Annotated in this window: 19 protein-coding genes and 1 pseudogene; 15 read left to right on the top strand and 5 right to left on the bottom strand. The window is 61.1% G+C overall.

Annotated features, from left to right (window positions below; all coding sequences use genetic code 11):
- Positions 1–95: 95 nt before the first annotated feature.
- Positions 96–659, top strand: a pseudogene (locus OC605_RS17105) (ACP phosphodiesterase); the annotation flags it as partial.
- Between the two features lie 126 nt (positions 660–785).
- Here OC605_RS17105 and OC605_RS17110 read toward each other — a convergent pair.
- On the bottom strand, positions 786–1,580 hold the full coding sequence (locus OC605_RS17110; RefSeq protein WP_262138359.1) for a lysophospholipid acyltransferase family protein: 795 nt from the start codon (positions 1,578–1,580) through the stop codon (positions 786–788).
- Positions 1,580–2,335 carry an L-ornithine N(alpha)-acyltransferase gene (gene olsB / locus OC605_RS17115; protein ID WP_016771324.1) on the bottom strand — a complete coding sequence of 252 codons (756 nt, stop codon included), beginning with the start codon at positions 2,333–2,335 and terminating at the stop codon, positions 1,580–1,582. Before olsB ends, OC605_RS17110 begins: the two co-directional genes overlap by 1 nt.
- 153 nt (positions 2,336–2,488) lie before the next feature.
- Between olsB and OC605_RS17120 the strand changes: the two genes are divergently transcribed.
- From OC605_RS17120 to OC605_RS17140, 5 genes are all read left to right on the top strand, one after another.
- Positions 2,489–3,367, top strand: a complete 879-nt coding sequence (locus tag OC605_RS17120; protein ID WP_262138361.1) for an acyl-CoA dehydrogenase family protein — start codon at positions 2,489–2,491, stop codon at positions 3,365–3,367.
- A 165-nt stretch (positions 3,368–3,532) separates the two neighbouring features.
- Positions 3,533–4,612, top strand: coding sequence for a serine hydrolase domain-containing protein (locus tag OC605_RS17125; protein WP_262138364.1), 1,080 nt, complete (start codon positions 3,533–3,535; stop codon positions 4,610–4,612).
- The gene (locus OC605_RS17130; protein WP_262138366.1) at positions 4,609–4,905 is read left to right on the top strand and encodes an amidase; all 297 of its coding nucleotides are present in this window, start codon (positions 4,609–4,611) and stop codon (positions 4,903–4,905) included. The genes OC605_RS17125 and OC605_RS17130 overlap by 4 nt, the downstream gene beginning before the upstream one ends.
- Positions 4,906–5,074: 169 nt before the next feature.
- Positions 5,075–5,665, top strand: a complete 591-nt coding sequence (locus OC605_RS17135) for a YceI family protein (RefSeq protein ID WP_262138368.1) — start codon at positions 5,075–5,077, stop codon at positions 5,663–5,665.
- A 1-nt stretch (position 5,666) separates the two neighbouring features.
- On the top strand, positions 5,667–6,824 hold the full coding sequence (locus tag OC605_RS17140; RefSeq protein ID WP_262138370.1) for a phospholipase D-like domain-containing protein: 1,158 nt from the start codon (positions 5,667–5,669) through the stop codon (positions 6,822–6,824).
- 185 nt (positions 6,825–7,009) lie between these two features.
- On the opposite strand, the gene bglX is transcribed toward OC605_RS17140, so the two are convergent.
- The gene (gene bglX, locus OC605_RS17145) at positions 7,010–9,301 is read right to left on the bottom strand and encodes a beta-glucosidase BglX (RefSeq protein WP_262138372.1); all 2,292 of its coding nucleotides are present in this window, start codon (positions 9,299–9,301) and stop codon (positions 7,010–7,012) included.
- Positions 9,302–9,558: 257 nt separating this feature from the next.
- Here bglX and OC605_RS17150 point away from each other — a divergent pair, with 257 nt between their 5' ends.
- From OC605_RS17150 to OC605_RS17175, 6 genes are all read left to right on the top strand, one after another.
- The gene (locus OC605_RS17150) at positions 9,559–10,167 is read left to right on the top strand and encodes a LemA family protein (protein WP_262138373.1); all 609 of its coding nucleotides are present in this window, start codon (positions 9,559–9,561) and stop codon (positions 10,165–10,167) included.
- A gap of 13 nt (positions 10,168–10,180) precedes the next feature.
- Positions 10,181–10,933 (top strand): TPM domain-containing protein, encoded by a 753-nt coding sequence (locus tag OC605_RS17155; protein ID WP_262138375.1) that lies wholly within the window; start codon positions 10,181–10,183, stop codon positions 10,931–10,933.
- Positions 10,934–10,966: 33 nt separating this feature from the next.
- Positions 10,967–11,584, top strand: a complete 618-nt coding sequence (locus OC605_RS17160; protein WP_024011959.1) for a TPM domain-containing protein — start codon at positions 10,967–10,969, stop codon at positions 11,582–11,584.
- Positions 11,585–11,895: 311 nt separating this feature from the next.
- The gene (locus OC605_RS17165) at positions 11,896–13,122 is read left to right on the top strand and encodes a class I SAM-dependent methyltransferase (RefSeq protein WP_262138377.1); all 1,227 of its coding nucleotides are present in this window, start codon (positions 11,896–11,898) and stop codon (positions 13,120–13,122) included.
- A gap of 164 nt (positions 13,123–13,286) precedes the next feature.
- On the top strand, positions 13,287–13,868 hold the full coding sequence (locus tag OC605_RS17170) for a DJ-1/PfpI family protein (protein WP_039762696.1): 582 nt from the start codon (positions 13,287–13,289) through the stop codon (positions 13,866–13,868).
- A gap of 80 nt (positions 13,869–13,948) precedes the next feature.
- On the top strand, positions 13,949–14,293 hold the full coding sequence (locus OC605_RS17175; RefSeq protein WP_133335170.1) for a YegP family protein: 345 nt from the start codon (positions 13,949–13,951) through the stop codon (positions 14,291–14,293).
- A 164-nt stretch (positions 14,294–14,457) separates the two neighbouring features.
- Here the strand turns inward: OC605_RS17175 and OC605_RS17180 are convergent, their stop codons facing one another.
- Positions 14,458–15,477 carry a DUF4917 family protein gene (locus OC605_RS17180; protein WP_262138380.1) on the bottom strand — a complete coding sequence of 340 codons (1,020 nt, stop codon included), beginning with the start codon at positions 15,475–15,477 and terminating at the stop codon, positions 14,458–14,460.
- A gap of 154 nt (positions 15,478–15,631) precedes the next feature.
- On the opposite strand from OC605_RS17180, the gene yiaY reads away from it, so the two are divergent.
- On the top strand, positions 15,632–16,780 hold the full coding sequence (gene yiaY / locus OC605_RS17185) for an L-threonine dehydrogenase (protein ID WP_262138382.1): 1,149 nt from the start codon (positions 15,632–15,634) through the stop codon (positions 16,778–16,780).
- On the opposite strand, the gene OC605_RS17190 is transcribed toward yiaY, so the two are convergent.
- Positions 16,741–17,418: a hypothetical protein gene (locus OC605_RS17190; RefSeq protein ID WP_262138383.1), complete on the bottom strand. Its 678-nt coding sequence runs from the start codon at positions 17,416–17,418 to the stop codon at positions 16,741–16,743. The genes yiaY and OC605_RS17190 overlap by 40 nt on opposite strands.
- A 218-nt stretch (positions 17,419–17,636) precedes the next feature.
- Here OC605_RS17190 and OC605_RS17195 point away from each other — a divergent pair, with 218 nt between their 5' ends.
- Both OC605_RS17195 and OC605_RS17200 read left to right on the top strand, forming a co-directional pair.
- On the top strand, positions 17,637–18,947 hold the full coding sequence (locus OC605_RS17195; RefSeq protein ID WP_262138385.1) for a hypothetical protein: 1,311 nt from the start codon (positions 17,637–17,639) through the stop codon (positions 18,945–18,947).
- 62 nt (positions 18,948–19,009) lie between these two features.
- On the top strand, positions 19,010–19,915 hold the full coding sequence (locus OC605_RS17200; protein WP_262138387.1) for a LysR family transcriptional regulator: 906 nt from the start codon (positions 19,010–19,012) through the stop codon (positions 19,913–19,915).
- The last annotated feature ends 250 nt before the right edge of the window (positions 19,916–20,165 follow it).

Raw genomic sequence — 20,165 nt, forward strand, 5'->3', positions numbered from 1 at the left:
AATATGAATTCGGTCTGACGAACGCATAAATCGCTATATCGGGTTATAACGATACGAGGATGCTGGAGGAGCGAACGCAGTGCTAAGCTGCGCCCATGAACTATCTCGCGCATTTGCATCTCGGCGGCCAGCGCCCCGGTCAATTACTCGGCAGCCTGTATGGCGACTTCGTCAAAGGTCGGCTGCAAGGCCAGTTCGACCCGGAGGTGGAGGCGGCGATCGCCCTGCATCGGCGCATCGACGTCTTCACCGATCGCCATCCACTGGTCGACATCGCTCTGGGCCGCTTCAGCGAAACGCGGCGGCGCTATGCCGGAATCGTCCTCGATGTGTTTTTCGATCATTGCCTGGCGCGGGACTGGACGCTGTATGCCGACCGACCGCTGGAGCAGTTCACCGCAGACGTCTATCACGTGCTGTCCCGCGAACGACAGTTGCCGGAACGGCTGGCGAAGATCGCCCCGCACATGGTCGCCAACGACTGGCTGGGCTCGTATCGCGAATTCGAGGTGCTGGAACAGGTGCTGCACGGGATCTCGCGACGGTTGACCAGGCCTGAAGAGTTGGCCGGAGCAATGGCGGAGTTGCGGCGGTTGTATGAGCCGCTGAGTGAAGACTTCAGCCTGTTTTATCCGCAATTGCAGGATTTTGCGCAAAACTCTGATCCACTGAGATCTGAATGTGGGAGCGAGCCTGCTCGCGAATGCGGTGTCTCAGCCAATATAGATGCTGAATGACACGGCGCCTTCGCGAGCAGGCTCGCTCCCACAGGGGATTTGTGTTTTTCAGGCGGCGATCAAATCGCCTGCGCGACGCGGTTCGGCAGGTTTCGTCACCTCACCAAACAACACCTTCTGCACCGCCTGCTGCGCTTCGAACGCCAGCGCCGCACGCTCGCGGCCCTGACACTCTATTGGCTTGAGCAGATGCACTTCGACATCGCCGCAGTCGTGGCTGAACAGGCGCATCAGGTGCGAGAGCAGGTCATCGTCACCAATGAACGGTGCGAGCGTGTCGATTTCGCCGTCACGCAGATAACGGATCGCCACCGGTTGCAGCATCACTTCGGAATCGATCGCCGCCGACAGCAGGCGACCATGGAAAGTGCGCAGCGAACGGCCATCGGTGGTGGTGCCTTCCGGGAACATCAGCAGTGCATGTTCGGTTTGCAGATGGCGGCTCATCTGCTTGCGGATCAACTGGCTGTCGCCCGACCCACGGCGGATGAACAGGCTGCCGGCCTTGGCCGCGAGCCAACCGGCCACCGGCCAGGTGCGCACTTCGGCCTTGGACAGAAACGACAGCGGCGTGAGCATGCCCAGCAGCGGAATGTCGGTCCACGACACGTGATTGCTGACCCACAGCATTGGCTGTTTTGGCAGCTCGCCATGCACGCTCACGCGAAACGGCAGGGCATTGCTCAGCCGCGCCATGAAGAAGCGCGACCAGCGCTGGCGCCGCTCCATCGAGTGCGCCAGACCGATGCGTTCGAACACGCCGAAGACGCTGGCCATGGTCAGGCCCAGCGTCACCACCAGCAGCACTCGCGCGATTCGCGCGTACACCCGCAACCGGCTCATCACACCGCCGCCTTGAAGTGCTTTGCGTAGCGCGGGCAGAGTTCGTCGCGCTTGAGCAGGATGAACACGTCGGCGACCTGGAAGTCTTCGTCCCAGCACGGCTCGCCGCAGATCTTCGCCCCGAGGCGCATGTAGGCCTTGAGCAGCGGCGGCATTTCGGCAATGACGTTGGACGGGATATCCAGCGTCGGCAGCGGATTTTTCGGCTCGGCGCGCAGGTGTTCGGTGCACAGATAACGCTCGCGCAGACGCTGCATGATCGCGTGGGCCTGAATGCCGCCGTCCTGCATCGGGATGCTCGCGCAACCCATCAGGTAGCTATAGCCGCCCTGATTGAGCACTTCGGCCAATTCGCCCCAGAGCACGGCGATGGTGCCGCCGTTGCGGTACGCCGGATCGACGCAGGTGCGGCCAATTTCCAGGATCGGGCCTTGCAGGTGGGCGAGGCCGTGCAGGCTGAATTCTTCTTCGCTATAGAACTTGCCGAGGCTGCTGGCGGCGGTGTGATCGAGCAGACGCGTGGTCGCCACCAGGCGCCCGGTGTTCAGATCACGCACGCCGATGTGGCTGCAGTGAACATCATAATCATCCATGTCCAGACCCAGTTCGGCGCCTTTGAGTTTGGCGTTGAACTCGCCGCTGAAGACGGCGAAGCGCAGGGCCTGGGCTTGCTGCAAGGCTTCGGCGCCGATCAGGCGTTCGGCTTGCAGGCGGCGTTCATTGCCGGTGTCGCTGATGCGGGCGATTTGCGTCATGTGAATCTCCGTACGGGCCTTTAACCCGTCGTGGGTTGCAGCCGATCGACTTTCTTTATGCAGCCGTGTTGTGCAAAGTCAGGCTATGTAGCCCCGGTGTCATCGCCATGAACGTTCGGTGATGCTTATATGACAGCCCACAAGGAGGCGCCCATGCCCTGGACAGATCTGCTGCACCGCCGTGAACGCTTGCCCGCTGCTGCTGATCTGGCCGAGGGCTTTGCAACGTTGTTGCAGGCGCTGGGCAACGTCACGCCGTACGAATTGGCGGTGGCTGGCGGGCGGCGGATGGCCACGCCGGGGCTGGCGTTTCTGGTCGGTTATCAGGCAGCGCTGCGCATGTTGTGGCCGAGCGCGCCGCCGAGCCTTGGCGCCTTGTGCGCGACCGAACAACGCAGCCTGCGTGCGGCCGACATGCAAACGCGGCTGAAAGATTTGCGCTTGAGCGGGCGCAAGGATTTCGTCACCGCCGGCGACGCCGCCGACTGGTTATTGGTGGCTGCGCGCAGTGAGGAGCCGGGCGCAACACCGCGCCTGAGTCTGGCGGTGGTGTATCCCGGCGAGCCCGGCGTGAAGGTGGAAAAGCTGCCGGCGTTGCCGTTGATGCCGGACATCAGCCACGGCCGCCTGCACCTCGACGGCGCCCTGTGCGAACTGCTCGCCGGCGACGGCTGGGACGCCTACGTCAAACCGTTTCGCAGCCTTGAAGATGTCTACGTGCTCAGCGCCATGACCGCGTGGCTGTACGGCGTCGGCCAGGACAGCGACTGGCCGCAGGCCCTGCAATTGCGTTTGCTGGCGCTGCTGGCCGGGTGCGCCGAGGCCAGCCGGCAAGCGCCGAACAATCCGCCCGGGCATGTGCTGCTGGGCGGATTGTTTGCGCAGTTTGAAGCGCTGGCGGGGGGGGGAGATGAGGCGCTGGGCAATGGCCCGGCGGAGGGGGCGCAGATGTGGCAGCGGGACAAGGGCGTGATGCAGTTGGCGGCAGGGGCGAGGGCCAAGCGGTTGGCCAAGGCTTTGGCGGTGACCTGAGCGGCCCCTTCGCGAGCAGGCTCGCTCCCACAGGGACGGTATTCTTCAATTGAAATGCGATCAAACTGTGGGAGCGAGCCTGCTCGCGAAGGCGGCCTCAAAATCACCATACATCTGTCATAAACCCCGACTAGTCTCGACAGGTTCATCCCCAGAGCGCCCACCATGTTCAAAGGCCTGTCGCTGTTCCTGCTGCTGATCAGCCTCACCGTCCGCGCCGAACAATGGCCCGGCGAGCAATGGCCCATCGCCCCGCAGATCACCGGCCCGGCTGTCGAAGCACTGGAAAACTACGCCTTCGCGCCCCGCAACGTCGCCACCCGCGAAGGCATCCGCACCGACGCCTTGCTGATCATCCACGACGGTCAGATCATCTACGAACGCTACGCCGGTCCGACCACCGAACAGACCCCACATCTGACCTGGTCAATCAGCAAAAGTCTGCTGGCAACCGTTCTCGGTGTGGCCTATGGCGAAGGCCGGTTCAAGCTCGACGATCCGGCGTTGAAGTTCTACCCGGCGCTGGACAAACACCCGGCGATCACCCTCGGCCATCTGCTGAACTGGGCTTCCGGTCTGGATTGGCAGGAGGACTACGAATACGCCCCGCTGAAATCTTCGGTGGTGGCGATGCTCTACACCCGGGGCCATCGCGACATGGCCGCGTTCACCGCCGCACACGACAGTTATGCCGCAGCGGGTCAGGCATTCCGCTATTCCAGCGGTGACAGCAATCTGCTCGCCGCCGCCCTGAAAACCATGGTCGGCCCAGAGCGTTACGCCGACTATCCGTGGACAGCATTGTTCGAGCCGTTGGGCATTCGCCACGCCGTGTGGGAAAGCGATGCCAGCGGTACCTTTGTCGCCTCGTCCTATGCCTATTTCACCGCGCGTGATCTGGCGCGGGTCGGTCTGCTGATGGCGCGCGGCGGGCGCTGGAACGATCGGCAGTTGCTGCCCGAGGATTGGATGGCATTCAATCTCAAGCCCTTTGCCGGCTACAGGGCGCAGCAGGACGAAGCCGTGCCCGGCGGACATTGGTGGCTCAATCGCCCTGTCGATGGAGCACCATCACCATGGCCCGACGCGCCACCCGACACCTTCGCCGCCCTCGGCCACTGGGGCCAGGCGCTGTACGTGATGCCCAGCGAGAAACTGGTGATCGTGCGTTACGGCGATGATCGTGATGGCAGCTACCAGCACAACGAATTGCTCAAACGCGTGTTGCAGGCGGTGCGGCGATGAAGCGCTTTCTATTGTTGCTGCTGATCGTACTGCTCGGTTGGGGTTGGTATGAACGGGAAAACCTCTGGGCTTTCCCGGACATCATCAGCGCCTACACCGCCAAGGAATATTGCTCGTGTCGTTATGTGATGAACAACGATGCCGGGTATTGCCGTGGCTATGTGAAGCAATGGCTGCCAACCAGCGGTTTTACCGATGACCCGTCGAGCAAAACCATCACCGTCAGCGGCATGGGCCGCAGCAACAGCGCGCAGTGGCTGAGCGAACGCCAGGGCTGTCGCCTCAATCCTTGAATTATCTGGTCTCCCTGTGGGAGCGAGCCTGCTCGCGAAATCGCCGCAAGCCGCAATACATGGCGCGCGGGGAGCATTGCATTCGCGAGCAGGCTCGCTCCCACAGGGCTTGCAATAACTTGGCGGGCGGTTAAGGTTCGTGCAGGTTTATCGCCCTCACGAGTGTTCAATGTTCAACCGCTCCCTCTCTACAACCTTCGCCAGTCTGCTGTTGACCGCCGCTGCGCTGCCGGCCCAGGCCAATTGGTATCTGGACGGCGAGTCGTCGCGGCTGTCGTTCGTCAGCACCAAAAATGCCAGCGTGTCGGAAGTGCAGCGCTTTCTGGTGCTGCACGGCAAGGTCGACCCCAACGGTCGCGCCGAGGTCGAAGTCGAGCTCGAATCGATCAACAGCGGCATTCCCCTGCGTGATGAGCGCATGCGCAAGGAGCTGTTCCAGATCGAGCAATTTCCCGCAGCCACTATCACCACGCAGATCGACCTGCGTCCGATTAACGATCTGGCCCCCGGCGCGCAGCTGGAGTTGCGCCTGCCGCTGACCGTCAGCCTGCACGGCAAGCAGCACGAGTATCCGGCCGAGTTGCTCGCCACGCGTCTGGATGATCGGCGTTTTCAGGTGGTCACGCTGGAGCCGCTGGTGATCAACGCCGAGGATTTCGATCTGGCGCCGGGCCTGGAAAACCTGCGCAAACTCGCCGATCTGTCGGCGATCAGTCTGTCGGTGCCGGTGGGTGCGGTGCTGATTTTCACGGCGCGCTGACATGCGCGGTGCGGTGTTCCCCTGGCGTGACGGCAACCGTTTCGAACTGTTGATCGACGGCCCGCAGTTCTTTCCGCGCATGCTCGAGCACATCGCTGGAGCTACAGAACAGATCGAACTGGAGCTGTATCTGGTCGAGGCCGGCGCCTGCGCCGAAGCCATCGTCCAGGCGCTGGTCGCGGCGGCCGAGCGCGGAGTGCGCGTGCGTTGCCTGTTCGATGATTACGGCAGCCTCGCGTTTACGCTGCATCTGCGTCAGCGTCTGACCCAGGCCGGGGTCGAGCTGCGTTTCTACAATCGCCTGAGCTGGCGGCGCTGGGTCGGCAATTTCTATCGTGACCACCGCAAGTTGCTGCTGGTCGACCAATGCCTGGCAGTGGTCGGCGGCACCGGCGTGACCGATGAATTCTGGACGCCGGGCCATGATGTCAGCGAGTGGCACGAAGTGATGGTCGAGATCAGCGGCCCATTGGTGATCGATTGGCAATTGCTGTTTGATCGCCAGTGGATCGCCAACCGTTACCGCCGCGCCTGGCGCCCGGCCGCGCATTTTGGTCTGCCACGTTTGCCGCGCGTGCCGGACAAGGGCGAAGGCATGGGCCGCGTAGCCTACGCCGACGCACGTCAGCACCGCGACATTCTGCAATCGCTGTTTCGCGCGCTGAACAGCGGGCAAAAACGCATCTGGATGGCCACGCCGTACTTTCTGCCGACATGGAAAATCCGTCGCTCGCTGCGCAAAGCCGCCGCACGCGGTGTCGATGTGCGGCTGTTGCTGACCGGGCCGCGTACCGATCACCCGTCAGTGCGCTACGCCGGCCATCGCTACTACCCGCGCCTGCTCAAGGCCGGGGTGCAGATCTTCGAATACCAGCCGTGCTTCCTGCATCTGAAAATGGTTCTGGTCGACGAATGGGTAAGCATCGGTTCGTGCAACTTCGACCACTGGAATCTGCGTTTCAATCTGGAGGCGAATCTGGAGGCGCTGGATCCGGCGTTGACGTCAGCGGTCGAGGCGAGCTTTGTGAAGGATTTCGGCTTGAGTCAGCTGGTGAGTCTGGAGGAATGGCAGCGCCGACCGTTGTGGCGGCGGGTCAAGCAGCGGGTGTGGGGCTGGGTGGATCGGTTGGTGGTGAATATTCTCGATAGACGCGGATAACCACGATTTTGAATACACCCTGAATCCAATGTGGGAGCGAGCCTGCTCGCGAAAGCGGTTTGTCATTTGATCGTTCCCACGCTCTGCGTGGGAATGCCTCCAGGGACGCTCCGCGTCCAGTGATGCGGAGCGTCACGGGCTGCATTCCCACGCGGAGCGTGGGAACGATCAATGTGGGATCGGTGTTACAGCAATTCAAAGCTCTGCTGCGTCACCGCCTGCGAATCCAGGCCGATCTGCACGTTGAACTTGCCAGGCTCGGCTGCGTATTTGAGCTGGGCGTTGTAGAACTTCAGGTCTTCCTCGGTGATGGTGAAGTGCACGACTTTCTGTTCGCCGGCCTTGAGCATGATCTTCTGGAAGTTCTTCAGTTCTTTCACCGGGCGGATCATCGAACCGGTGACGTCCTGGATGTACAACTGCACCACGGTTTCGCCGTCACGCTTGCCGGTGTTCTTGACCATGACGCTGGCGTCGAGCTTGCCGCTGGCGTTCAGGGTGGTCGATGACAGCGCCATATCGCTCAGGGCGAAGGTGGTGTAGCTCAAGCCATAACCGAACGGAAACAGCGGGCCGGTGGTGTCATCGAAATACTGCGATGTGTAGTTGCCCGGTTTGCCCGGCGTGAACGGCCGGCCGATGCTCAGGTGGTTGTAGTAGGTCGGGATCTGGCCCACGGAACGCGGGAAAGTCACCGGCAGTTTGCCCGACGGGTTGTAGTCGCCGAACAGCACGTCGGCGATGGCGTTGCCGCCCTCGGTGCCGCTGAACCAGGTTTCCAGGATCGCATCGGCCGACTGGTTCTCTTCGAGAATCGTCAGCGGACGGCCGTTCATCAACACCAGCACCAACGGCTTGCCGGTGGCTTTCAGCGCACGGATCAATTCGCGCTGGGTTTGCGGGATATTCAGGTCGGTGCGGCTCGAGGATTCGTGGGACATGCCACGGGACTCGCCCACCGCTGCAACGATCACATCAGCCTCTTTCGCTGCTTTTACCGCTTCGTCGATCAGCACGCTGGCCGGGCGCGGGTCATCGACCACTTCCGGGGCATCGAAGTTGAGGAAATTCAGGTAGTCGAGGACCTTCTTGTCGCCCGTGATGTTGGCGCCACGGGCGTAGATCAGGTTGGCTTTGTCGCCGATCAACGCACTCATGCCATCGAACAGCGTGACCGATTGTGCCGGGCGCCCGGCGGCGGCCCAGCTGCCCATCATGTCGATCGGCGCTTTCGCCAATGGACCGACCAGCGCGATTTTCGCGTCTTTCTTCAGCGGCAGGGTTTCGTTCTGATTTTTCAGCAGCACCAGACTGCGCCGCGCGACTTCGCGGGCCTCGGCGCGATGCAGGCGGCTTTCGGCGTAGGTGTCGGCCGGATCATCTTCAGCCTTGCCGATGCGCAGGTACGGGTCCTTGAACAGGCCCATGTCGTATTTCGCAGCGAGGACTTCGCGCACGGCGTTATCGATGTCTTTCTGTTCGATCTCGCCAGACTTGAGCAACCCCGGCAGCTCTTTGCCGTAGAGAGTGTCGTTCATGCTCATGTCGATGCCGGCCTTGATCGCCAGCTTCGCCGCTTCGCGACCGTCGCGAGCGACACCGTGCTTGATCAGTTCGAAAATCGCGCCGTGATCGCTGACTGCCAGGCCTTTGAAGCCCCAGTCCTTGCGCAGCAGGTCGTTCATCAGCCAGGTGTTGGCCGTGGCCGGAATGCCGTTGATCGAGTTCAACGCCACCATCACACCGCCAGCGCCGGCATCGATCGCGGCGCGGTAGGGCGGCAGGTAATCCTGGTACATCTTCACCGGGCTCATATCGACGGTGTTGTAGTCGCGACCGCCCTCGACCGCGCCGTACAGGGCGAAATGCTTGACGCTGGCCATGATGCTGTCGGCAGCGCTCGGGGTCTCGCCCTGATAGGCCTTGACCATGACTTTGGCGATGCGCGAGGTCAGGTAGGTGTCTTCGCCGAAACCTTCGGAACTGCGGCCCCAGCGCGGATCGCGGGAGATATCCACCATCGGCGCAAAGGTGATGTCGAGGCTGTCGGCGGCGGCTTCTTTAGCCGCAACGCGACCGGACTGGCCGATGGCGTCCATGTCCCAGCTCGACGCGAGGGCCAGCGGAATCGGGAAAATCGTACGGTGACCGTGGATCACGTCGTACGCGAAAAACATCGGAATCTTCAGGCGACTGCGCATGGCAGCGTCCTGCATCGGACGGTTTTCCGCGCGGGTGATCGAGTTGAACGTACCGCCGATGTTGCCGCCGGCAATTTCCTTGCGAATCAGCTCGCGGGGCATTTCCGGGCCGATGCTGATCAGGCGCAACTGGCCGATCTTCTCGTCGAGGGTCATTTGTTTCATCAGGTTGCTGATGAAAGCGTCCTTGTTTTCCAAAGGCACCGGGGTCGTGGCGGCCAGTACCTGATGACTGGCCAGGCTGACGAACAGACCCAGCAAACACAGCTTCTTCATGAATTTTTTCTCTAGAGCCCAAACGGTGATGCAACACCGGCCAGCCAAAATGTAGGAGCGACTATTGTTGTTCGGATACCGGCGCAAAATCCTGAGCCGGAAAACCGCAGCCGACAGCGGCAACGTGAACGCGAAGGGCACTTTTTAGCCGATTAGCCCGTCGCATGCCAGTGGCGGCGCCGATTATGCCCCAACCGCTGGCCGGGAATGCCCAGCGCTCGGTTTTTAAATCAAATGTGTCATGGAGCATCACTGCAATGAATATCAGCTCAACCTCCCGTTCACGGTTACAGATCGCCACGTTGCTGGTGTTCGCCACGCTGTTGACCGCGTGCGGCATCAACAATATCCCGACCCTCGACGAACAGGCCAAAGCCGCCTGGGGCCAGGTGCAGAACCAGTACCAGCGCCGTGCCGACCTGATCCCCAATCTGGTGGAAACCGTGAAGGGCTACGCGGCCCACGAACAGGAAACCCTGACCGCAGTGATTGAAGCGCGTGCCAAGGCCACCTCGATTCAGGTCGATGCCAGCACCCTCGATAACCCCGAGAAACTCAAGCAGTTCCAGCAGGCACAGGATCAACTGACCGGCGCGTTGAGCCGCTTGATGGTGGTCTCCGAGCGCTACCCGGATCTGAAAGCCAACCAGAACTTCCTCGCCCTGCAATCGCAACTTGAAGGCACGGAAAACCGCATCGCCGTGGCGCGCCGCGATTTCATCCTGGCGGTGCAGAAGTACAACACCGAGATCCGCACTTTCCCCGGTCGCCTGTGGCACAGCGTGATGTACAGCGATCTGCCGATGCGCGAAACCTTCGAAGCCACCACGCCCGGCGCGGAGAGGGCCCCGGAAGTGAAATTCTGATTCGAGGTCGCCCATGCGTGTGTTGAAACTGGGCCTGGTGCTGCTGCTCTGGCTGTTCGCCGTCAGCGCCTGGGCCGAATTGACGTTTCCGCCGCTGAGCGGGCGCGTGGTCGATCAGGCGCAGATGCTCGAGCCATCGATTCGCGCGCAACTGAGCCAGCAATTGCAGGCGCACGAGCAGGCCACCGGCGAGCAATTGGTGGTGGTCACGCTGCCGGATCTGCAGGGCACCACCATCGAGGATTTCGGCGTTCAGCTTGGTCGGCACTGGGGCATCGGCCAGAAGGACAAGAACAACGGCGCCTTGCTGATCGTCGCCCGTGACGAGCGCAAACTGCGCATCGAAGTCGGCTATGGCCTGGAGGATCGCCTGACCGATGCGCAGTCGGCGGTGATCATTCATCAGGTCATCACGCCGGCATTCAAGGCCGGCAACTTCAGCAAAGGCATCAGCGATGGCGTTGCGGCGATGCTGGTGGTGCTCGGTGGCAATCCGCTGGACGAACCGTCGACCGTGTACGAATCCAGCGGCGACCCGGCGGATGATTTCATTTCGCGGCACCCGGCGCTGTTCATGTTTCTGGTGATGTTGTTCATCCTGACGGTGTTTGTCTGCCAGATGCTCGGTATCCTGCCTGCCGGCCGGGGCGGCTCCGGAGGAGGGGGCGGCTTTGGCGGTGGCGGCGGATTCGGCGGCGGTGGCGGTGGCGGCTTCAGCGGTGGCGGGGGCAGTTTCGGCGGCGGCGGTTCGTCCGGCGGCTGGTGAGATCAAAAGAATAATGAGCAGGCACTTTTCGACATGGCATTACTGACTGAACACGAACAACGCAAAGTCGCCGAGGCCATCGCCCGGGTCGAACGCGACACCGACGCCGAACTGGTCACGGTGCTCGCTGCCCGCGCCGACGATTACGCGTACATCCCGCTGCTCTGGGCCAGTCTGCTGGCGCTGGTGTTGCCGGGCATCGTCCACTACCTCACCGGCTGGCTGACCCTGCGCAGCCTGCTGCTGGTGCAATGGGGCATGTTCATCGTCCTGTGCCTGCTGTTTCGTCTGCCGAAAATCACCACCCATCTGGTCCCGCGCCGCGTGCGCCACTGGCGCGCCTCCAACCTGGCGCGGCGGCAATTTCTCGAACAGAACCTGCACCACACCGTGGGCAGCACTGGCGTGCTGATTTTTGTCTGCGAGGCTGAGCGCTATGTGGAAATTCTGGTGGACGAGGGAATTTCCAAACGGCTGGACAACAGCAACTGGGACGCGATTGTCGCAGCGTTCACCGAACAGGTCAGGCAGGGGCGCACGCTGGAAGGGTTTGTCACGTGTGTAGAGGCGTGTGGTGAGTTGTTGAAAGTGCATGTGCCGGTGACGCAGGTGAGGAATGAATTGCCGAATCGGTTGGTGGTGTTGGGCTGATATGGCTTTTCACTCGAGCCCCAGACCCTCACCCCAGCCCTCTCCCGCAGGGAGAGGGAGTCGACCGAGGTGTCTTTTGCTCGACAGCGACCTGAACGTCCGAGTCGACTATGGATTGAGAACCTGAGTTCGGCTCGTTTTTTCAGGTCGGCGTAGTTCTGGAGAACAGCGCGATCGGCCCCCTCTCCCTCCGGGAGAGGGCTGGGGTGAGGGGCTTGTGGACCGTTGGGTAAATAAGAGGGTGTCCCCAACCCCCATCCCCCCTAAAATACCCGCCATTCCCGATTCCGCCCGTCCGAGGCCGCTTGTCCATGTCCGTTTCCGCTTCTTCCGCGCCGTCCGCCAAACCGGCCGCCGATCACCACGCCCAGTTCATCGAGCTGCTGCAAACCAGCCTCGACGACAACGGTTTCATCAAACTGGTGCTGGCCAAGTACGTCGGTGAAGAGGCGGATCTGCAGCGGGTCATCATCAAACCGGTGACGGTCAAGGCGCAGCCGTGCCTGTCATTCGTTTATCGCTACAAGACCCGCGACATCACCAAGAACCTGCCGCTTGACGAGGGCGTGGCGCTGATCGGCGGTCTGCTGCCGACCTCGTTCAAAAATGCGCATTTACTGGCGCTGACCGACGAAGCGCAGCTGGAATACAGTAAAAAGGGCAAGAGTTCGCTGTTCAAGAGCAAGCCTCAGCAATTGCGTGAAGCGCCGTCTGCCGAGCACAACCGCGAGAAAAACCGCTTTCTCGAACTGAGCCGCCCGTTCCTCAAGGATCTGGGCGTGACCAATGCGCAGCACGAGCTGATCCCGGCGATGTCGCGCAAGTGGAAGCAGATCAACAAATTCATCGAAGTGTTCAGCCATGCCCTGACCTCCTCGCCGCTGGCGCTGGACAAAACGGTGCGAGTCGCAGATTTCGGTTCAGGCAAGGGCTACCTGACGTTCGCCATTCACGACTACCTGCGCAACACGCTGAAGGCCGAGGGCGAAGTCACCGGCGTCGAGCTGCGCGAAGAAATGGTCACCCTGTGCAACGCCGCAGCGGCCAAGCTCGAGCATCCGGGGCTGGTGTTCAGGTGCGGTGACGTGCGCACGGTGGCGCCGAGCGAACTGGACGTGATGATCGCCCTGCATGCCTGCGACATTGCCACCGATTACGCGATCCACACCGGCATCCGCTCGGGTGCGTCGATCATCATGTGCTCGCCCTGCTGTCACAAACAGATCCGCCTGCAGATCCAGAGCCCGGCGCTGCTCAAGCCGATGCTGCAATACGGCTTGCACCTCGGCCAACAGGCGGAAATGGTCACCGACAGCTTGCGTGCACTGTTCCTCGAAGCCTGTGGTTACGAGACCAAAGTCTTCGAATTCATTTCGCTGGAACACACCAACAAGAACAAGATGATTCTCGCGGTGAAACGCGCCGAACCGGTCGATCCGACGCAGTTGTTGGCGAAAATCGCAGAGCTCAAGGCGTTCTACCACATCAGCGAACACTGCCTGGAAACCCTGCTGCGCGCCGACGGTTATATGCCTTAACAGGCAGCTGCAAGCTTCAAGCTGCAAGCTGCAAGTTGCAGCATGACGCTGGTGTGCCTGATATGGGTGATCTTGTTTTTTCTTGAAGCTTGAAGCTTGAAGCTTGCAGCTCAATTTGGGTCTACCTTGAATACTCCCCAGACCTTTCCCCGAGGAGTTTTCCCATGGCCGCGAAAAAGATCCTGATGCTGGTCGGCGATTACGTCGAAGACTACGAAGTGATGGTGCCGTTCCAGGCCTTGCAGATGGTCGGCCACACGGTCCACGCCGTGTGCCCGGACAAGTCCGCGGGCAGCACCGTGCGCACCGCGATTCATGATTTTGAAGGTGATCAGACTTACAGCGAAAAACCCGGTCACTTGTTCGCACTCAATTTCGACTTCGCCAAGGCCAGCGAAGCCGATTACGACGCGCTGCTGATCCCCGGCGGTCGTGCGCCAGAATACCTGCGGCTGAACGACAAAGTCCTCGAACTGGTGCGCGCGTTCGACAACGCCGGCAAGCCCATCGCAGCGGTCTGCCATGGCGCGCAACTGCTCGCTGCGGCAGGTGTGCTCGAGGGGCGTGAGTGCAGCGCGTATCCGGCCTGCGCCCCGGAAGTACGTCTGGCGGGCGGCACCTACATCGACATTCCGGTGACCGACGGCCATGTTCAGGGAAATTTCGCCACCGCTCCGGCCTGGCCGGCGCATCCTAAATGGCTGGCCGGTTTCCTCGGTCTGCTCGGTACGAAAATTACCTTGTAGTCGAGGCAGGCGACAGACCGCGGCTGCTGGTCTTTACTCTGAAGCGCGAAATCTCTCAATCGCCCCCAGGAGAAACAGACATGTCCGGATGGTACGAAGTGAGCAAAAGCAGCAACGGCCAATTCAGGTTCGTGTTGAAAGCAGCGAACGCCGAAACGATTCTGACCAGCGAGCTCTACAGCACCCGCGCCGGCGCCGACGGCGGCATCGCCTCGGTGCAGGCCAACAGCCCGCATGACGAGCGTTACGAGAAAAAATCGACCAAGGACGGCCACCCGTACTTCAACCTCAAGGCGGCCAATCACCAGGTCATCGGCAGCAGCGAGTCGTACTCATCGGATGGCGCGTGTGACAAGGGCATCGCCAGCGTCAAGGCCAACGGCCCGACGAAAACCATCAAGGACAAGACCCTGCCTGTCCTCTGAAATCCGACATCAACCTGTGGGAGCGAGCCTGCTCGCGAAAGCGGTGTTCCAGTCACCTTTTGTATTGGCTGACAGGCCTTCTTCGCGAGCAGGCTCGCTCCCACAGGTGACCGCATTCCATTGTGGGAGCGAGCCTGCTCGCGAAGGCGTCAGCCCGGCCAATATCAAACCTCAACCGGTACCGACAATTTTGGATCGCCCAGGGCGTGGCTCTTGGCATCAAAGAACCGCAACTCAACGCCGGTACCTTCAAACACCTTGGCGTAGTGACGTTTCTGATGCTGAATGAATGCGGCGCTGCGCGGGTAAATCGAGATCGCCACGCATCTCGGTCGGGCCAGGCGCAACGCGCGCACCAGATGCGCATCCTGCTCGCCCAGCGCATGGCCGAAGATGCACAGGCTGTCGCCATGAGCCAGTAATTGCTCGTAGCAGAACGACAGATAATCGGAGCTGCGAATGGTCTTGAGCTTGTCAGCGCTCGGCCCTTCGGTGACGAACAGCGGCACGTCGTCCAGCGTCTTGATCGTATTGTTGATGGCGAAACTGCCGAGCAGGGTGCCCTCGGTCGAGGTCAGTTTGCGTGCGGTGCCGTCCTGATTGCGCACCAGATGCAGACCACCGTGCAGGTACAGCAGACGCGGTTTGTCGGTGGCGCTCTGGCTCAGATCGAAACTCGCGTCTGCGCCGTTGAACAGGTCGTCAATGGCCTCGCCCGGGTGTTGCAGCGCCCAGTAATTGAGCAGGTCGTAGTTGGTGGTGAACACCGTGCGATAGCGCGCCAGTTCTGCATTGAGCACCGTCAGTGTCGAAGGCTGCACCAGCCGCCACGGGATGTGCACTGCGTGTACGGTGTTGATCAGCGCTTCCTTGATCGCGTAATAGCGATTGCGCGGCGCCGCTGAACTGACCGCCAGCGCCTTGTTGACCCGGCTGGTGGTTTTCAGGGCGCCCAGCACTTGCTCGAAGCTGCGGGTTTGCAGCGCGTCGAATACCGCCAGTTCCGATGGGCTCAGCGGTTTCTCTTCGACCGTACGGGCGTTTTCGAACAGCGAGTCGTAGCCGAAGTCATCCCACACCGCGCGGCTGGCGCCATTGCCCACCAGCAAACCCTGGAAATCGTTCGCGGCGCGCAGGGCGTTCCAGTCTTCGAGGGTGGCGTCGACATCGAGAAAATCGGTCATTGCGTGGGCGGTCTCAAAACAAAGGGCAGATGGACGGCGACTTTATCACGAGCGGACATTGAGCCAGATCAACATTGCTCGTGACCGATCGGTCGATCCTGTGTGCAACCGCCGAATCGAGGCAGTCGATCCGGCTTCAGTCAGGAGACACACGATGAGCAGCACCTTCTTCATTCCGGCGGTCAACATCATGGGCAGCGGCTGCCTCGACGAAGCCATGGTCGCGATTCGCAATTATGGCTTTCGCAAGGCGCTGATTGTCACCGACAGCGGGCTGGCCAAGGCCGGCGTGGCGGCGATGATCGCCGAGAAACTGGCGATGCAGGACATCGATTCGGTGATCTTCGATGGCGCCAGACCCAACCCGACCACGGCCAATGTCGAATCGGGGCTGGGGCTGTTGAAGGAAAGCCGTTGCGATTTTGTCGTGTCGCTGGGTGGCGGCTCGCCACACGATTGCGCCAAGGGCATCGCCCTCTGCGCAACCAATGGCGGGCAGATCGGCGATTACGAAGGCGTCGATCGCTCGAGCAAGCCGCAATTGCCGCTGATCGCCATCAACACCACCGCCGGTACTGCCAGCGAAATGACCCGCTTCTGCATCATCACCGACGAATCGCGCCACGTGAAAATGGCCATCGTCGACCGCAACGTCACGCCACTGCTGTCAGTCAACGATCCGGAACTGATGGTCGCGATGCCCAAAGGCCTGACCGCCGCCACTGGCATGGATGCACTGACCCACGCTGTCGAAGCCTACGTCTCGACCGCCGCCAACCCCATCACCGATGCTTGCGCGTTGAAAGCGATGAGCCTGATCAGCGGCAACCTGCGCCTGGCTGTGCGCGACGGCAGCGACCTGGCGGCGCGGGAGAACATGGCTTACGCGCAGTTCCTCGCCGGCATGGCGTTCAACAACGCCTCGCTCGGATTTGTCCACGCCATGGCGCATCAGCTCGGCGGCTACTACGACTTGCCTCACGGCGTGTGCAATGCCGTGCTGCTGCCACATGTGCAGAGCTTCAATGCGCTGGTCTGCGCTGAACGACTCAGGGATGTCGCCCACGCCATGGGCGCGGACATTCGCGGTTTCAGCGCGGAAGAGGGCGCCCAAGCGGCGATCAATGCCATTCGCAGTCTGGCCAAAGACGTCGAGATTCCCGGCGGACTGCGTGAGCTGGGCGCAAAACTCAGCGACATCCCGGTGCTCGCCGCCAATGCTTTGAAGGATGCGTGCGGACTGACCAATCCACGGGCGGCAGATCAGCGCCAGATCGAGGAAATTTTCCGCAACGCGTTTTGAATGAAGGCGCGCAGGCGAGCGAGGTCGAACAGTCCTTCGCTTGCTTCTGCGACCACGGTAAATGTCCGCACACGGCTCCAATCTGAAACCTGGCCGGCGATGTTGTGAACGGCGGATATACGGTACTGCCCGACCGCCAATGAGTGTGCAGCCGGTGTTTGCCATTTCCGGTCGCTTTCGACCGCTGCTCTGGCAATCTCCAGGCCAGTGTCCAGATCGAAAATACTGACGAATCCCTCGGCCCGTGCGACATCTCCCGACAACATCAGAGACGCATTTACCTCCGCTCCCTCAAGCGGTACGAAGACGCCCGGGACCTCGATTTCGGGCCGTAGTCGCACCTCATATCCGCGCTCTTCACTCCATTCAGACGTGATGCCTGCATACGTCTGGTGGGCGTGAATCTTCTGCTGGCCTGGAGCCTGGGCGCCGCTGATGCTGAACGCCCATCGTCCCTTTGCGCTGACCACCCCTGCACCGAGCGAATGAGTATTTTCAATGTTCCAGACCTGTACAAGCGCATCGGGTATGCCGCTGCCGAGCAACAATGTCGCAGGTCCCGTCGTGCTGGCCTCCTCGGGGTAGGTGATGGTCGGAGCCGGGGCAGGTTGTGACATTTGCTCGTCGCGAGTGCTCATCGTTCTTCTCGTCCATGGCTGATTTGAACGCTGAGGTTGGCATGACGTGCCTGAATTCGAACCTGTAAGAACTACCAGTCATCCAGTCTTTTTTGCACGGTGATCAATTTCGTTTTCTTCTAAAAAACTGTCATTTGTGTCAGTTGTCCGGCGTGGCTTCTTCGGGTCGAATGCTCCCAGCGAGGGGATCGATGTCGATCCCACAGGAGAATACGAACATGCCGGAATCCACCGCGCCATTGCCCCCAACCGTGCAGTCAGCCGGGGAGCTGGATGCTCAGTTTGGTCTGCGAACGCTGAAATTCCCCGGAGCGGCCAAGACCATTGCCGAAGGCGTGTCGATCACGCCTTCGGGGAAGATCATGGTCAGCGCTACCGTCGAGCAATCGGGCCATTCGTACTACGGCCTTGCGCGCCTGGATGCCGATGGCAATCCGGATCCGGATTTCGCCACCGGCGGATATCTCAGCGGCCAGTTCGGCACAGGCTCGCTCACCCAAGGCGGGCCATTGATCGTTGATGCGCTCGGACGGATCTGGATGTGCGGTGTGATTGCCGTGGTCAAAGACAAGACGCTTGAATACCAGCAAGTCATCGCGCGGTTTCTGCCCGACGGTTCGCCGGATATCGAGTTCGGCGGCGACAGTAATGGCTACCGGATTGTGCCCATGCGGATTCCGGCACTCTTTGGGGCGACCCATGGGCAACTGCTGCTGGCGAAATCCGATCCGCAGCTTGCGCAGCCGGACAGGCTGCTGTTTGTGACCGCGCAAAAGGGCAGTGGCCTGTTGACGCGATTCCATCTCGATGGCTCGGACGATTTATCGTTCGCCAGCAACGGTTGGCTGCCCCTGTCGCTGTCAGGCGTGGCCATTTCGCTGTCCGGGATCATCCAGCTCGACGATGGGCTGATTCTGCTGCACGGCAAAACAGAAATAACCAATCAGGGGTTGGTCATGGCATTCGACCACAACGGGAAAGTTGCAGAAGCGTTCGGCGACAAGGGCGTACTGCTATTGAACCTTCAGCGCGATGGTCACCCGCTCGAAAGCCGCGTGGAGCAGATCATTGAGCAAACGGCAGAGCGCTTGCTTCTGTTCGGTTCGGCGGTCGAGTCAACGGAAGGCACGAAACTGCAACATGCGTTCATCAGTGGTATCAACCATACCGGTGAGTTGGACGAAACGTTCAATGGCAAAAATCCTGTGATCACCCCAGCGACACAGCTACTGGATCTCAGGCAATGGACGGCAGGGTTCGCGCTGGACGACATCGCCGGCAAACGGATCGTTGCGGTCGGACAGACCTCTGGCAGCGCACGAGGCTTGCTGACGGGAGGCTTTCTGGTCGATGGCGCAGTGGATGATTCGTTTGATGTCGAGGGCGCGAAGGATATTTCATGGCCAGCCATCGATGCCTGCCTGCAAGGCTCATTCATCCTTGTGTTTGGTCGCAAGGACGACAGCGCGCAGTTGGTCCGCTTGCTGACCGCGCCTGTCACAAAACAGCGCGCCAGCATGGGCAACTGAGCAGTCAGCGGTAAAACCGGGCTATCCTGCCGGCTCGGATGAACCCTGCCTTCGAGCCCACCATGCTGCAAAAAAGCCTGATCCGCCGTCTCGACCTGATCACTCTGCAACTGTTCGTCGCCGTCCACGAGGAAGGCACGTTGACCCGTGCAGCTGCGCGCGAGGCCATCGCGGTTTCGGCGGCGAGCAAGCGGCTGATGGAGTTAGAGGAGGCGTTGGGCATCGCTTTGTTCGTGCGCCAGGCCAAAGGCATGGTCCTCACCCCGGCCGGTGAAACCCTGCTGCACCACGCCCGGCAGATGCTCTTCAATGTGGAAAAAATGGGCCTGGAACTGGGCGAGCACAGCCACGGTGTGCGTGGTTACGTGCGCATGCTGGCCAATCTTTCGGCGATCATTCAATTCCTGCCCGAAGACTTGCGCGACTTCTCCGCGCAGCATCCGCAGGTCAAGACCGACCTTGAAGAACGCCCCAGCGCCGGGGTGATTCAGGGCGTGCTCGACGGCGTTGCGGACCTCGGCATCTGCTCCGACGACAGCGACATCAAAGGTCTGTACAGCGCGCTGTATCGCCAGGACAAACTGGTGGTGGTGATGCTGCCGGAGCATCCGTTGGCTGCGCATGAATCGGTGGCCTTCGATGAAACCCTCGACAGCGACTACGTTGGTTTGCACGCGGCCAGTTCGATCAACATGCGTACCCATGCAGCGGCGCGGCAGGCCGGTAAAGTCCTGCGCATTCGCATTCATGTGCCGGGGTTCGATGCGGTGTGCCGGATGGTCCAGGCGAACATGGGCATCGGCATTCTGCCGCAGCGAGCCTATGAGTTGTTTGGTCAGGCACTGGGCTTGCGCGCGGTGCCGCTGACCGATGTCTGGTCCGATCGCGCGCTGATTGTGGTGGTGCGCGATGAGGCAGGGTTGTCACCGGTGAGCCGGATGTTGTTTGAGCATTTGCGCGGGCGGTAGATCTTCATTGCAGCTGATGGCCTCTTCGCGAGCAGGCTCGCTCCCACATTGAACTTGTGTGGACACAGAATCTGAAACCACTACAGGACCTTGTGGGAGCGAGCCTGCTCGCGAAGGCGGCCCTGAATTCACCACGCAATCACAGCGGAGCATTCGCATTTCGCGAACGCCCATTGCCGAGAGACGGCTGGATTCGCTGACGATCGTTCCTCTAGCCTTGGCGACATATTCCAAGAACAAGAGGTACCCG

Origin of the sequence: Pseudomonas sp. Marseille-Q5117 (assembly GCF_946901175.1) — a bacterium.
Classification (GTDB): Bacteria; Pseudomonadota; Gammaproteobacteria; order Pseudomonadales; family Pseudomonadaceae; genus Aquipseudomonas; species Aquipseudomonas iranensis.

Excerpts from the sequence above, each read along its gene's own strand:
- OC605_RS17110 (WP_262138359.1), bottom strand. The coding sequence starts at position 1,580 with ATGAGCCGGTTGCGGGTGTACGCGCGAATCGCGCGAGTGCTGCTGGTG.
- olsB (WP_016771324.1), bottom strand. The coding sequence starts at position 2,335 with ATGACGCAAATCGCCCGCATCAGCGACACCGGCAATGAACGCCGCCTG.
- OC605_RS17120 (WP_262138361.1), top strand. The coding sequence starts at position 2,489 with ATGCCCTGGACAGATCTGCTGCACCGCCGTGAACGCTTGCCCGCTGCT.
- OC605_RS17125 (WP_262138364.1), top strand. The coding sequence starts at position 3,533 with ATGTTCAAAGGCCTGTCGCTGTTCCTGCTGCTGATCAGCCTCACCGTC.
- OC605_RS17130 (WP_262138366.1), top strand. The coding sequence starts at position 4,609 with ATGAAGCGCTTTCTATTGTTGCTGCTGATCGTACTGCTCGGTTGGGGT.
- OC605_RS17135 (WP_262138368.1), top strand. The coding sequence starts at position 5,075 with ATGTTCAACCGCTCCCTCTCTACAACCTTCGCCAGTCTGCTGTTGACC.
- OC605_RS17140 (WP_262138370.1), top strand. The coding sequence starts at position 5,667 with ATGCGCGGTGCGGTGTTCCCCTGGCGTGACGGCAACCGTTTCGAACTG.
- bglX (WP_262138372.1), bottom strand. The coding sequence starts at position 9,301 with ATGAAGAAGCTGTGTTTGCTGGGTCTGTTCGTCAGCCTGGCCAGTCAT.
- OC605_RS17150 (WP_262138373.1), top strand. The coding sequence starts at position 9,559 with ATGAATATCAGCTCAACCTCCCGTTCACGGTTACAGATCGCCACGTTG.
- OC605_RS17155 (WP_262138375.1), top strand. The coding sequence starts at position 10,181 with ATGCGTGTGTTGAAACTGGGCCTGGTGCTGCTGCTCTGGCTGTTCGCC.
- OC605_RS17160 (WP_024011959.1), top strand. The coding sequence starts at position 10,967 with ATGGCATTACTGACTGAACACGAACAACGCAAAGTCGCCGAGGCCATC.
- OC605_RS17165 (WP_262138377.1), top strand. The coding sequence starts at position 11,896 with ATGTCCGTTTCCGCTTCTTCCGCGCCGTCCGCCAAACCGGCCGCCGAT.
- OC605_RS17170 (WP_039762696.1), top strand. The coding sequence starts at position 13,287 with ATGGCCGCGAAAAAGATCCTGATGCTGGTCGGCGATTACGTCGAAGAC.
- OC605_RS17175 (WP_133335170.1), top strand. The coding sequence starts at position 13,949 with ATGTCCGGATGGTACGAAGTGAGCAAAAGCAGCAACGGCCAATTCAGG.
- OC605_RS17180 (WP_262138380.1), bottom strand. The coding sequence starts at position 15,477 with ATGACCGATTTTCTCGATGTCGACGCCACCCTCGAAGACTGGAACGCC.
- yiaY (WP_262138382.1), top strand. The coding sequence starts at position 15,632 with ATGAGCAGCACCTTCTTCATTCCGGCGGTCAACATCATGGGCAGCGGC.
- OC605_RS17190 (WP_262138383.1), bottom strand. The coding sequence starts at position 17,418 with ATGAGCACTCGCGACGAGCAAATGTCACAACCTGCCCCGGCTCCGACC.
- OC605_RS17195 (WP_262138385.1), top strand. The coding sequence starts at position 17,637 with ATGCCGGAATCCACCGCGCCATTGCCCCCAACCGTGCAGTCAGCCGGG.
- OC605_RS17200 (WP_262138387.1), top strand. The coding sequence starts at position 19,010 with ATGCTGCAAAAAAGCCTGATCCGCCGTCTCGACCTGATCACTCTGCAA.